This is a genomic window from Komagataeibacter saccharivorans (assembly GCF_003207825.1).
GTDB lineage: Bacteria > Pseudomonadota > Alphaproteobacteria > Acetobacterales > Acetobacteraceae > Komagataeibacter > Komagataeibacter saccharivorans.
Map to the genome: position 1 here is coordinate 46,469 of NZ_NKTY01000018.1, position 13,043 is coordinate 59,511.

General features: G+C 64.2%; 8 protein-coding genes and 1 pseudogene. 5 read left to right on the forward strand and 4 right to left on the reverse strand.

Going from position 1 to position 13,043, the window contains the following annotated elements; all coding sequences use genetic code 11:
* Positions 1–67: 67 nt before the first annotated feature.
* A complete protein-coding gene (locus tag CFR79_RS10920) occupies positions 68–1,162 on the reverse strand; it encodes a PQQ-dependent sugar dehydrogenase (protein ID WP_110547934.1) in 1,095 nt (364 codons plus the stop codon).
* A 65-nt stretch (positions 1,163–1,227) separates the two neighbouring features.
* A complete protein-coding gene (locus tag CFR79_RS10925; RefSeq protein ID WP_110547935.1) occupies positions 1,228–3,768 on the reverse strand; it encodes an HWE histidine kinase domain-containing protein in 2,541 nt (846 codons plus the stop codon).
* Here CFR79_RS10925 and CFR79_RS15690 point away from each other — a divergent pair.
* Positions 3,747–3,989 (forward strand): hypothetical protein, encoded by a 243-nt coding sequence (locus CFR79_RS15690; protein ID WP_146220133.1) that lies wholly within the window; start codon positions 3,747–3,749, stop codon positions 3,987–3,989. The genes CFR79_RS10925 and CFR79_RS15690 overlap by 22 nt on opposite strands.
* 13 nt (positions 3,990–4,002) lie before the next feature.
* Here CFR79_RS15690 and CFR79_RS10930 read toward each other — a convergent pair whose 3' ends face one another.
* Positions 4,003–4,251, reverse strand: coding sequence for a hypothetical protein (locus CFR79_RS10930; protein ID WP_146220134.1), 249 nt, complete (start codon positions 4,249–4,251; stop codon positions 4,003–4,005).
* A gap of 200 nt (positions 4,252–4,451) precedes the next feature.
* Between CFR79_RS10930 and CFR79_RS10935 the strand changes: the two are divergent.
* Positions 4,452–7,007: pseudogene (locus CFR79_RS10935) on the forward strand (EAL domain-containing protein).
* A 53-nt stretch (positions 7,008–7,060) separates the two neighbouring features.
* Positions 7,061–8,164 (forward strand): N-acetylglucosamine-6-phosphate deacetylase, encoded by a 1,104-nt coding sequence (locus CFR79_RS10940; RefSeq protein ID WP_102323821.1) that lies wholly within the window; start codon positions 7,061–7,063, stop codon positions 8,162–8,164.
* 55 nt (positions 8,165–8,219) lie between these two features.
* On the opposite strand, the gene CFR79_RS10945 is transcribed toward CFR79_RS10940, so the two are convergent.
* Entirely contained in the window at positions 8,220–9,098 is an 879-nt protein-coding gene (locus tag CFR79_RS10945) for a DMT family transporter (protein ID WP_162900492.1), read from the reverse strand.
* Positions 9,099–9,466: 368 nt separating this feature from the next.
* Here CFR79_RS10945 and CFR79_RS10950 point away from each other — a divergent pair, with 368 nt between their 5' ends.
* A complete protein-coding gene (locus CFR79_RS10950; RefSeq protein ID WP_102323819.1) occupies positions 9,467–10,795 on the forward strand; it encodes an ATP-dependent DNA helicase in 1,329 nt (442 codons plus the stop codon).
* Positions 10,796–11,369: 574 nt separating this feature from the next.
* On the forward strand, positions 11,370–13,043 hold a 1,674-nt coding region (locus CFR79_RS10955; RefSeq protein WP_110547936.1), incomplete at its 3' end, for a diguanylate cyclase domain-containing protein.

The following is a 13,043-nucleotide window of genomic DNA, read 5'->3' on the forward strand; positions in this document are numbered from 1 at the left end:
CGGCGATCAGGGTGGTGCCACGGATCAAGATGGTCCCTCCTTTATGGGCATGACGGGAACGGGCGGATTACTGCGTGGCAGGGGGCGGGCCGTAGATCAGGCGATAGATCGCGCCTGACAGGTCATCGCTTATCAGCACGCTGCCATCGGGCATGGGCTGCACGTCCACGGGCCTGCCCCATGCCTGCTGCCCCTGCCGGAAGCCACTGACCAGCACGGCGGGTGGCTGGGGCCGGTTATCGGGGCCGAAGCCCACGCTTACGACCTGATACCCCGCAAGCGTACTGCGGTTCCATGACCCGTGTTCGGCAACCAGCAGGCTGTTGTGATAGGCGGCGGGAAACTGGCTGCCTTCATAAAACCGCAGGCCAAGTGCAGCCACATGCGCACCCAGCAGCAGGGCGGGCGGGGTGAATTCGCCGCACGCATGCTGGCTGCCGAACTCCGGGTCGGGCACGTTGCCCTGATGGCAGTAGGGATAACCGAAGGACTGTCCCGGCCGGTCCAGCCGGTTCAGTTCGTCCGATGGCATGTCATCGCCCATGTTGTCGCGCCCGTTATCGGTAAACCACAGCGTGCCGGTGCCCGGCTGCCATGTGAAGCCGACCGTGTTGCGGATGCCGAAGGCCACGTCGCGGCGGTCCCCGCCATCGGGCGTCATGCTGATGATACGGCCGAAATCATGTCCTACGTCGCATATGTTGCACGGCGCGCCGATGGGGACGTACAGCCGGTTATCCGGGCCGAAAGCAATGAATTTCCATGAATGGTCGCCCGCGCGGTAGGGCAGGTCGTCGGCTACGATCTGTGGTGCGGGCGGCGTATCGAGATGGTTTTCGATATCGCGCAGCACCACGATGCGCCGCATGTCGGACACGTAAAGATCCCCATCATGGAACGCCACCCCCACCGGCAGGTCCAGCCCGTGGGCGATGGTGCGCACCCTGAGTGGCCCCGGACCGTCAAGCCCGCTCAGCGCGTAGACCCGTCCCGCCCCCATGCTGCCCACGAACAGCGTGCCCCGTGCGCCGCGCGTCATTTCCCGCGCGCCGGGCACCTGATCCGATACAAGGCTTATATGAAATCCCGCAGGTACCCGCAGCCGGTCCGCATGCACTGCCGCGCGCGCGGCGGAGGAGGACATGACGCCCAGCGTCAGCATGGCCAGACCGACATGGGTAACGGGGAAACGGGGCAAGGCGGGCACTTCCTTTCCAGCGTCGGGCGTCAGGATATGATCTGGCGGATTTTTTCAGCCAGCGCCGTGGCGGAATAGGGTTTGCGCTCCACCGGCACATCATGCAGTTCGCTGGGGATGAGGGTGCCGTCGGCATAGCCGGTGGCGAAAATGAACGGCACGCCGCGTTCACGCAGGGCACGCGCCACCGCGATCGAACTTTCACCACCCAGATTGACATCCAGTATCGCCACATCGGGCACGCGCTCGCTTATCGCGTTCAGCGCCTCGTAAACCGAGGCCACGGTCCGCACCTGCCCGATCCGGGTGTCCTCGATCGCCTGTTCCGCCTCCATCGCGATCAGGAACTGATCCTCGACCAGCAGAATATCCGCATCCAGCACTTTCTTCTCCTTTCCGGTGGCGGGGGATTGGGGTGGGGGCGACGGGTCCGCGTCATCGGCGGCGTCCGGGGCAGGATTGACGTGGCGGGCAGGCAGGTTGAGCGTTACCCGCAACCCGTCGGGCCTGCAGTCGGCATGGGCGCTGCCGCCCAGTTCATGCGGGAACCCGCGTTCGATCAGCACGGAGCCAAAACCCCGCCGCGTGGGGGGCAGGACCGCATTGCCTACGGTCTCGCGCCATGTGATACGCCATTCATCCACCTTCGCATCATATGTCCAGCTTATGTCCAGCCGCCCGCAGGCCTGCCCCAGCGCGCCATATTTGACCGCGTTGGTGGCCAGTTCATGGATCACCAGCGCCAGCACCGAAAGCGCCTGACCCGTCAGCCATATGCGCGGGCCGGAGCATGTAATGAACGAACGTTCCCGGTACGGTGCAAGTTCCGCGTCCAGCAACGCGTAAAGCAGGCCGCCGCCTTCGCTGCGCACCGCCTGATCGTGCGCCAGCGCCAGTGCGCGGATGCGCCCGCGCAGGCGCTGGACATGTTCGGGGGCCGTATCTTCGGGTGCGACGGGCTGGCTGACCAGTGACTGCACGACGGACAGGATGTTCTTGACCCGGTGGTTCAGTTCCTCGTTCAGCATGCGCTGCCGCTGGTCCGCCGCCGCGCGTTCACGCAACTGCAACTGGTGGTATGCGCCCATCACTTCGATCAGGGCGGAGCGCACCAGTGTCGCGGCTTCCACCTCATCCGCCGTCCATGGCAGGCATTCCTGCGTGACCTGCTGGGTCCATATCTCGAAACTGTTGCGCGGGCCGAAATAGCCGTCCTGCACGTCAACGGGATCGTGCGGGTCCGGTGGCGTATCGGGGGAGGCGCCCCATTTCAGAGTCCGCACCACCTCGCGGCGGAAAACCAGCAGGTAGTCCCCGACGCGCGAAGAAATCGGGACGATCATCACCCCCGCCGCATCGGCTACATAATGCACCGCGTCCGGTATGAAGGTGCTCAGGCGGTTCGTGTGCCATATCTGCGTCCCCGCCTGTTCGCGCGCCAGTTCCAGCAGGGCGTCCATGGCATCCGGCGGGGGATGCGCGCCGTTATAGGTCCACCGTCCGCCCACCCACAGCGCCGCGCCATCGCACTGCACGAAGGTCAGCATCTCCTTCAGGTGGGCCATGAGATAGGCCGGCATGTCAGAGACCGGGGCCGCCCCCTTGAGGAAGGTTTCGATCAGCGCATGGGTCTGGTGCGTCATGACCAGCCGCTTGGTGCGCAGCAGGTTGGTGATCTGTAGCGACAGGAATTCCCCGAACATGCGGGCCACGACGCGCTCGCTCATGTTCAGCGTGCGCGCGCTGTAATGGTGGCACACGATCATGCCCCACAGCCGCCCGTCCACCATCAGCGATACCGACAGTGATGCGACGACCCCCAGCCCGCGCAGGTAGTCGCGGTGGGTTGGCACCGCCGCGCGCAGGTGGGTATGCAGCAGGTCCGCCGGCGGCAGGCGGGCAGGCGAGATGACAGGCACCGGTTTGGCCGCAAGATCACTGATCGCGCGGATCAGGTTGGTGCTGTACAGCCTGCGGGCCGGGGCAGGGATGTCGCTGGCGGGAAAATGCTGGCCGAGGAAGCTTTCAAGGTCGGGACCGTGATGTTCGGCCTCCACCTTGCCTGACCCGTCCTCGGCGAAGTGGTAGAGCATGACCCGGTCGAAGCGCAGCACCCCGGCCATCAGGCGGACAACAGTGCGGTAAAGACGCTCGAATTCCGTAATCTCGCGGATGCGGTCGATCATGGTGCGCAGCAGCGACAGATAGGCCCCGTCCAGCCCCATACGGGCGGGCGGTTCCCATTCCAGCATGATTTCGTCGCCTGCCGTATGGATCGCGACATCATAAAGACCGCCAGATGGCAGCTCCTGACCGAATACAAGGGCAGGGCGGCGATGGGCTTCGCCATGGGTGGCCAGCGCGTTGCGGATGCTATGGGTTGCCTCGCGCCCGATCACGTCGCGCAGGCCCATTCCGTAAGCCAGTTTCACGTTACCCAGATGTTCCGGCGCGTTGGCCGACCACCGCGTGATGCGCTCCAGCCGCGCATCGCATACCAGCAGCCATCCATGGGGCTGGATGCATTCCGCCCCGACGGACAGGCTGCATGTCCCGTCATGTCCCGCCATTATGCGCCCCATCCACCCCACCGGAAACCGATCCGCGCCACGGTATGCCCGTATGGGACGTGTCCGTGCAATATGCCCCCGCCTGTGCCATTGCGGCTCCTGCCTGTGGGATGATCGTACGCGGCGATCCGGGCTGTCCCGCCCCGCCGCTGGCGCCCGCCCCGATTGCGCCCCTGCGGTCCGTACGCCATGTCGCGCCCGCTACCATACAGTCATCGTGACGGCTGCGCCCGATCACATTTGTGTGGTGGTAAAGACATGGTGCAACCCTTCCTCATAACCATGCAGATGATGCGTCATGACCACCCTTATCCATACATTTCCGGTATAGATAAAGTCATCCGTGGCACTGGCATGCCGTGCCCGCGCATCCTGCCCGGCAATGCGGCGGGGCGTGCGGGTATTGCCAGCGGGGGAGTGGTATCGGGGCGCATATCCTTCCATAGCGCGTGTCAATGCCCGGTAAACGGGGCCATAAGGCATGGCCCGCCTGCAGGAGACAGGTATTACCCGGGCGGTAATTTTGGCCATATACTTTCGATATATGCTTTGTTAATACGACCATGCGCATTAAGGCGCGTACTGGCTGGTCACGCGATATGGTTATCGAAATATTTCAGTATATGTCACATTTCCGTCTCCTCATCCCGCGCGTTGCCGATTAGCAGGAGCCCAGCAGCAAGATGCCCCGAGACGTGATAGACAACACGCCGATTACTGTCCTGCCCGCGCTGGAACAGAGCATTCTCGCCGTCGTGCTGATTGATGAGAAAAACGACATCACCTTCTTCAACAGCGCCGCGGAAAAACTGTGGCGCTGCGCGCGTGAAGACGTGATGGGGCGTAATGTGAGTGTCCTCGTGCCCCGCGCGCTGCGCAGCACGCATGATGACCTGATCCGCCAGAACCGCGATGGCGGGGTCAACCGCATCGTCGGCACCAGCCGCGATGTGGAAGTCGAACGTTTTGACGGCACCACCTTCTGGGCCAACCTGTCGCTGTCGCGCATCGCGGTGGGGGGCAAGGTCGGGTACATGGCGCTGATCCGCGACATATCGCGTGAAGTCGCCGACCGCGAAAAAATCCGCATGCTGTCGCTGGTGGTGCGCGAGACCGACCGTGGCGTCGCCATCCTCGATCCTTCCTTCCGCATCATCTACGTCAACCGCGCCTTCAGCGACCTGTTCGGTTTCACCTTTGAGCAGGTGGTGGGGCAGGGACTGTCCGCCCTGCTGACGGGCGACGCGGCCGATATCGGCATCCTGAACGCCCTGCATGAAAGTGCCCGCAACGCCCGGGGCTTCACGGTTGAAATCCGCGCCCGCCACGCCAGCGGGCGCGATATCTGGGTATCCGCCACCATGAATCCCGTATTCGATGCCGATGGCGGGATCGAGAACATCGTGGTGGTGCTGACCGATATTACCGAACAGTATTTCCTCGACAGCCTTCAGCGCGACACGCTGGAAGCGATTTCAAGCGACCTTGGCCTCAACGAGGTCATGGATTTCATCTGCCGCCGTATCGAACAGCATATCCCCGACGTGATGGTGGCCATCTACCTGATCGGTTCGGATGACCGGCTGAAATGCGTGGGCCGCGCCAGCCTGCCGTCCGAACTGGTCGAACTGTATGACGCGCAGCCCATCGGGCCGGACGCCCCGTGTTCCGGCGTGGCCGCCATTACCGGCACGGTGGCGCAGTCCCCCGCCATCGCAACCGACCCGCGCTGGCGGAACATGCGCGATGCGACGCTGCGCCACGGCATCCATACCGCCGTCGCCACCCCCATCATCCTGCGCAACAGCCGCGTGGCCGGGGTCTTCACCTGCTATTCCCGCACCGCCAGCCTGCCCGGTCCCGCCTGCCAGAAGGCGGTGAACGCCAGCCTGCACCTGTGCACCGTGGCCATAGAACGGCACGAGGCGAAGGAACATATCAGCCGCCTGTCGGATTTCGACATGCTGACCGGCCTGCCCAACAGCCGCTGGCTGCGGCAGAACATGGCCCGCCTGCTGCGCCGCCCCGGCCGCGGCAACCTGATGCTGGTTACGGTGGGCATGGACAATTTCAAGCACATCAACGACCTGTTCGGCCATACGGCGGGTGACGAACTGATCGCGCGGGTCAGCAACCAGTTGCGGGAGATCATAAGTCTGGATGATACGCTGGTGCGCAGCGGGGGCGACCAGTTTACCATCGTGACGGCGGGGGAGCAGCAGCATGCCTCCACCCTGAGCGCCACGATCCTGCATCAGCTTGAAGCCCCGGCGCAGATTGGCGATGTCCGCATCGGCCTGTCCGCCAGCCTTGGCGTGGCCGTTTACCCCGAAAACGGGGAAGATGGCGGCACGCTGCTCAAGAATGCCGAAAGCGCCATGTTCCAGGCCAAGGCCAGCGGGGGCGGGCGGTGCTGTTTCTTCAGCCAGAGCATGAACCAGCAGGCCAGCGACCGGCTGATCCTTGCCGCCGCCCTGCGTGACGCCATCGCCAATAACGACCTGCGCCTGTTCTATCAGCCGCAGGTCCATGCCCGCAGCGGCAGGCTGTACGGGGTGGAGGCGCTGTCGCGCTGGACCGATCCGAAACTTGGCTTTGTCTCGCCTGAACGGTTCATTACCGTGGCGGAGGAAACCGGCCAGATCTAGGCCATCGGCAAATGGTCGCTGCGTGTGGCGTGCGAGCAGATGGCCGAGTGGATACGCGATGGCGTGGATGTGCCGATTGTATCGGTCAACCTGTCGGCGCTGCATTTCCGTGATGAAACGCTGCCTGATTTCGTGCGTGACCTGCTGCGCGAGACCGGGATTCCGCCCAACCGGCTGACAATCGAAATTACCGAAACCACCATGATCGACAGCTACGAGCGGACCATCCACATGGTTCAGACGCTGCGTGAAATGGGTGTTGGCATGTCGATGGACGATTTCGGCACCGGTTTTTCCAGCCTGTCCAACCTTGCGGGCCTGCCGGTGAACGAAATGAAGATCGACCGCAGCTTCATGGTGGGTCTGGAAAGCATCGAGAAGGTGCGCGCGGTGGTGATGGCGTCGGTACGCATTGGCCAGAGCCTTGGCATGACCGTGGTGGCCGAAGGTGTCGAGCATGAGCAGCAGCGTCGCCTGCTGGCGGAAATGGACTGCGACGTGCTTCAGGGATACATGTTCTCCAAACCGTTGCCGGCGGACCAGTTCAGGGACTGGTTTGCAGCCTACCGGCCGGAAGAACTGGGCCTGTAACCACCATGCGCCCCGTCACGGCATGACGTGACAGGCGGGGAGAAAGCCGTACCGTGAGCATTGACGGCCACATCGTCCTGCCCGACCGGGTCATGCCCGGCCGTATTGCGTTCGACACGGTCATTACCGGCATGCAGGACCGCAGCGACGTGCCGGATCGCTATATCCTGCCCGGTTTTATTGACGGGCATGTGCATGGCGGCGGCGGGGCCGATACCATGGATGGGGTGGATGCGATCCGCCATCTGTCACGTTTTCATATGCGCCACGGGACCACCACGCTCCTGCCCACCACCATAACCGCGCCGTGGGATGATGTGCTGGGCGCGCTGCGGGCGGTGGCGGATGTCATGCGCGATGGCATGGCGGATGGCCCCGACATTCCCGGCGCACATCTGGAAGGGCCGTTCATCAGCCCCCACCGGCTTGGCGCGCAGCCACCCTTCGCCCTGCTGCCCACACCCGCGCGGGTTGGCGCGGCACTGGATACCGGGGCGGTGCGGGTGGTGACGCTGGCCCCGGAAATCGATCATGCACAGGCCGCAATGCGCCAGTTCGCGCAGGCGGGCGTGCGGGTCAGTATCGGCCATACGATGGCGGATTACGACTGCACGGAACAGGCCATCGGCTGCATCTGCGCGGCGGGCGGGGTTGCCGGTGGCACGCACCTGTTCAACGCCATGCCGCCGGTCATGGCGCGTGCGCCCGGTCCCGTTACGGCGCTTATGTGTAGCGATGCGGGCTATGGCGAGATGGTGTTCGACACCCATCATGTCCATCCGGCCCTGTTCGGGCTTGCGCATCGTGTGATGGGTGGGCGGCTGGTATTCGTGACCGACGCCATGCGCGCCACCGGCACGGGCGATGGCCCGAGCGAACTGGGCGGGCAGGGGGTCATGGTGGCCGATGGCGTGGCCCGTCTGGCCGATGGCACGCTGGCTGGCAGCGTGCTGACGCTGGATGTGGCGCTACGCAACGCCGTGCGGGCCGGGGCGTCACTGCCGCAGGCGGCCGGACTGGTCAGCACACATGCGGCGAACTGGCTGGGCCTGCCCGATCGCGGCGTGCTCGCACCGGGGCGCCGTGCCGATTTCGTCGTCATGGACCGGGATCTGAACGTGCAGGAAGTCTGGGTAGCCGGTCGCCGCTGTATATAAAGAAAGCTTCAGAAGACGCCGCAGATCATTTCAGGGAATGTCCCACGGGATGGCCCTATGACTCTGCCGCATTGCCACGCATGCACAGCAATCCCCCCGCAAGGGCAAGACACAGCCCGACCGCATAGGCAGGCAGGAACGGTTCGTGAAAGAACATCACCAGCCACAGCGTTGACAGCACGGGGGTCAGGAAAACCAGCGCGGAAATCCGCACCGCGTTGCCGCGTGCCAGCGCCACTATCCAGAATATGTAGGACAGGCCATTGATCGCCACCCCGTTCAGGACCAGCGTGGGCAGGGCCGCCGCCGGTGGCAGGCTGATCCCGCCCGCCGCAGCACCCACCGCCAGCGAGGTGAGGGTGGATGTCACGAACAGCCACACCGTGCCCGCCAGCGCATCGTCCATGTAGTATTTGGACAGGACCGACAGCACCGCGAAACACAGCGCGCCGCCGACCACCAACCCCAGCGCGCCTGGATGGCCCAGCCCGATATGCAGCGGGTCGCCATGGCTTATGGTGATGATGATGGCCAGCACCCCGCAGGCCAGCCCCATTCCCTGCCGCGCGGTGGGGCGGACGTGAAAGAACACGGCGGACAGCACCACAATCAGCACCGGCCAGCTATACTGCGCGATCAGCACCGCAACCCCGTTACTGATGCGGTAGCCGTGATAGATGCCAAGGTAGAACATGCAGTCCAGCACGCCCGCCATCATCGCCACCTGATTGGTCCGCCGCACGGGCGACAGGCGCGCGAAATTCCCCCGGCACATCACGGCAAATGCCGCGCCCACCGCCACGCAGGAAATGACGTTGGAGATGAACAGGAAATTGTAGAAATTGAGTGATACCAGCGCCAGCTTGGACACCGGGGCGATCAGGCTCCATGCCACGATGGCGGTCATGGCCAGCGCAAGGGGGGAGCGCATCATGCCACCCATCCCGCGCGCGGCGGGGATGATGGCGGCGTCCGGCGCGGGGCGGTCAGTGCGCGGTGGTGACGGCAGGGGTTTTTACGGACGATCATCATGGCATCGCCACTGTGGACCGCACGCGGCGGCTTATCAATACGATTACATAACGATCACGGCAATTGTGCTTTGCGGTTCATGTATGGCGGCAATCGTATTTTCCGTGGTACCGGACCTGTCCGGCCCCTGCGGTCGGGGCAGGGCACGCTTTTCTTCTGGTCGGCTGTCGTGGCGCGGCTTATTAGTCGGGCGGATACGTAACCCGCAGGAAGGAACAGACCCGCCCCGATGCTTCAGGCCCGCGCATCTTCACCCCGTCCGGTGGTTTCATGTCCCGCACGGTCCTGACCGCGTGCCAGGAACGGGCGCTGGCGGAAATACTCGCCGCGCGCGGGGTCTCGGCCACCCATCTGCTGACCGGCTATGCCGGGACGGGCAAGACCACCCTCATGCAGCAGGTCGCCCGCGCGCTGCGCAAACGCGGGGCGGAAGTGGTGTTCACCGCCGCCACGCACAAGGCGACGGCGGTGCTGCGCGCGCGCGTTGGCAATCTGGCCCCGTGCCGCACCATCCATAATGTGCTGTCGCTGCAACCCGGCGCGCAGGACGGGCGCGAGGTGCTGCAACGCGCCGACCGGCCCGAACCGATCACGGCGGATGTCATCATCATTGATGAATGCAGCATGGTAGGTTCCGAACTCATGCGCTGGGTGCGCGAACTCGTGCCGGACCGCTTCGTGCTGTTCGTGGGCGACCCGGCGCAGCTTCCCCCGGTGGGGGAGGCCATAAGCCCGTCCTTCGCCATCCGTTCCGCCTCGCACCTCAATACCGTGGTGCGGCAGGCCGCCGATAACCCGCTGGTCGCCGCCGCCACCGCCATACGCGAAAGTCAGGGCGGCCCGCTGGACTGGTCATGGTGCCGCGCCAGCCATCATGACGGGGCGGGCCTGTTCGTGCCGCGCGCGCCGGACGAATGGATGCGGCGGGCCTTTACGTCCGATGAGTTCCGCGCGGACAGCGATGCGTTCCGTTACCTGTGCTGGACCAATGCGCGTGTGGACGCCATCAACCGCACCGTGCGGCGCTGGGTGCATGGGGGGGAGACGCCAACGCCCTTCGTCGCGGGGGAACGTGTGATCGCCCGCACCCCGGTCATGGATGTGGAAGGCCGTCGCGTGATGGTCGCCACCAACGAGGAAGCGGAAGTCGCCGCCATCCGCCCCACGGTGCTGCGCCATGCCTTTCCCGCCACGTCGAAGGTGGCGGGGTGGACAACGGAACTGCCGATCCATGAAGTGGTCCTGCGCACGCTTGCGGGGGATGAAACGCCGGTGCCGATCCTGCGCCCCGGCGCGGATATGGGCGCGATCGAGCGCAGGCTTAAAAACGAGGCGGCGCAGGACCGCGCGCGCTGGCAGCACCGTTTCGTGTTCCGCCGTGGCATAGGCAGGTTGCAGGCGGTCTATGCCATGACGGTGCATACCGCGCAGGGCAGCACGTTCGGGCGCGTATTCGTGGATGTGGGCGACATTGCCCGCCGCGCCAGCGCCAACCTGCTGGAAACGCAGCAACTGCTGTATGTGGCGGCGACACGCCCGTCGAAGGCCATGATCCTGACGGGCCTGCCCGGCCAGCTTGCGGGTGCGCAGGGGGACTGAGCGCCACAATACGCCGTGCCGGAACCAGCGCAGGAAACGGACCGGCGGGGCATACGTTACAAAACAATATCTCCCCACATGATTTGTATCCATTCATGTTCAGTTATCGTATATTCAATATGCGTATTAATTAATTGTTAAATATTCTCAAATAGGCTGTTTTGTGTTATATCATATAATAACTGGAGCAGAAACCATTTGCGTTAGAGGCATCAATCGCCCGACAGGTCGGATCAATACCTGCCGCATTGGCAATCTGGAACCAGATGAAGTATAAATAGAGAACAGAATTAAAAAATATTACGATTTATGTGCCTTTTATAAATTTCTTATCCGACTGTAACGCCCCCATGGAGAAAACCGGCCCGTTGCCCCCACAGACCGCCCCGATCATTCCCCACGCCGCCATCGCAGGCCGCGCCGCTATGGAACGGACCCGGCTGCCTTCCCATATGAAAGGGGGAAGGGGACGCCGCGTGTCCATTCGTGCGGGATGCCGTCCGTATTCCCTGTCCCGGTCGTTGCGGCGATGGGGGCGGATGATGAATGCCAGTGACGAAGGACGGTAATGCAGATGCGCGCGCCCCCAGCCCTGACCGCCGACATCCTGCTTCCCGCCCTTCAGCAGGCCATGGATGGCATCATAATCTTCGATCACGACGGTCGTGTCGTCTTCTGCAACCACGCTGCCGAGGGGCTGTGGGGCCTGACGCATACTGACATGATGGGCCGTGACGCCACGCTGCTGATCCCCGCCTGCGCGGGTCAGGCGGCGCGGACGGGCGGACTGGATGCGCTGGTCGGTGCCGCGCGGGAGATGGCCATTACCCGCGCCGATGGCGATTATGTCTGCGCGGAACTGTCCATATCGAAAGTGCGGGCCGGGAAGGGGGACGCGGCACAGGTCTTTTACATCGCGACCCTGAAGAACGTGACGGAGGAAACCCAGCGCCGCAAGATCCTGATCCTGCAGAATGACGTGGTGCAGGCGCTGACGGGCGATATTGGCATGGCCGAAATCGGCGGCCTGATCTGCCGCAAGGTGGAAGGTTTCGTGCCCGACAGCGTCGGAATCCTGATGGTGCGTGACGATACGCGGCCGGAGTGGCGGGTCATATGCACGTCCGCCCTGCCGCCCCGTATCCGCACGGCGCTGGAAAGCGGGGGGCCATCCGCTGTCGATCTGGAAAAGCTGGCCGCAATCCCGTCTTATGCCGGGCGGCTGGCATGGGACAGCTACCAGTCCCTGTGCCGTTCACTGGGGCTTCAGTCGTGCTACGCGGCACCTGTCATGGGCGCGGACGGGCAGGTTGGCGGCATTTTCGCGCTGTACCTGCGCGGGGCCAACCATCTTGGCGCATGGCCGCAGCGTCTGGTGGGGGCGTGTGCGCCCTTCTGCGCGCTGGCGATGGAACAGCAGGCGGCACGTACGCGCATTACGCGGCTGGCGCGCTTCGACATGCTGACCGGGCTGCTCAACCGCAGCGCGCTGCATCAGGCCCTGACGGACGCCATCGCGCGCTCCGGCAACCGCCGCTTTGCCGTATTCATGCTCGATATCGACCGTTTCCACGATATCAACGACGCGCTGGGCCATATCCATGGCGACGAATTCCTGATGGAAATCGCACGTCGGCTGCGTTCAGTGGCGCAGGATGACTATATCCTCAGCCGCTCCGGCGGGGATGAGTTCGTTATGGTCGTGCCCGACTGCCACGGCGAACGGATCGCCAATGTGGCGGGGGACCTGATCGCGGCCATCAGCCGTCCGTTCCATATCGCCCGCAATATGATCGGCGTGACGTGCTGCATCGGCGTCAGCACCTTTCCCGCCAACGGGCCGGACAGTGAATCCCTGCTCAGCCATGCCGATGCGGCCATGCGGCAGGCGCGGCACGACGGTTGCTGCGGCTTCCATGTCGCCAGCCCCACCAAAAGCCATGCCACGCCCGACCGGCTGCTGCTTGGGGCGGCGCTGCGCGACACGGTGGCCCATCATGGACTGGAACTGCACTATCAGCCGCAGGTCCATACCCGTACGCTGGAACTGACGGGGGTGGAGGCACTGGCGCGGTGGCATCATCCGCGCCTTGGCAACATTTTTCCCTCCCGCTTCATCGCGGTGGCGGAGGAAACCGGCCAGATCGAAGCCATCGGCCAGTGGGCGCTGCTTGAAGCATGCCGCCAGATCGTGAAATGGGACCGCGACGGCATCCATGTGCCCACGGTGGCCGTGAACCTGTCCGCC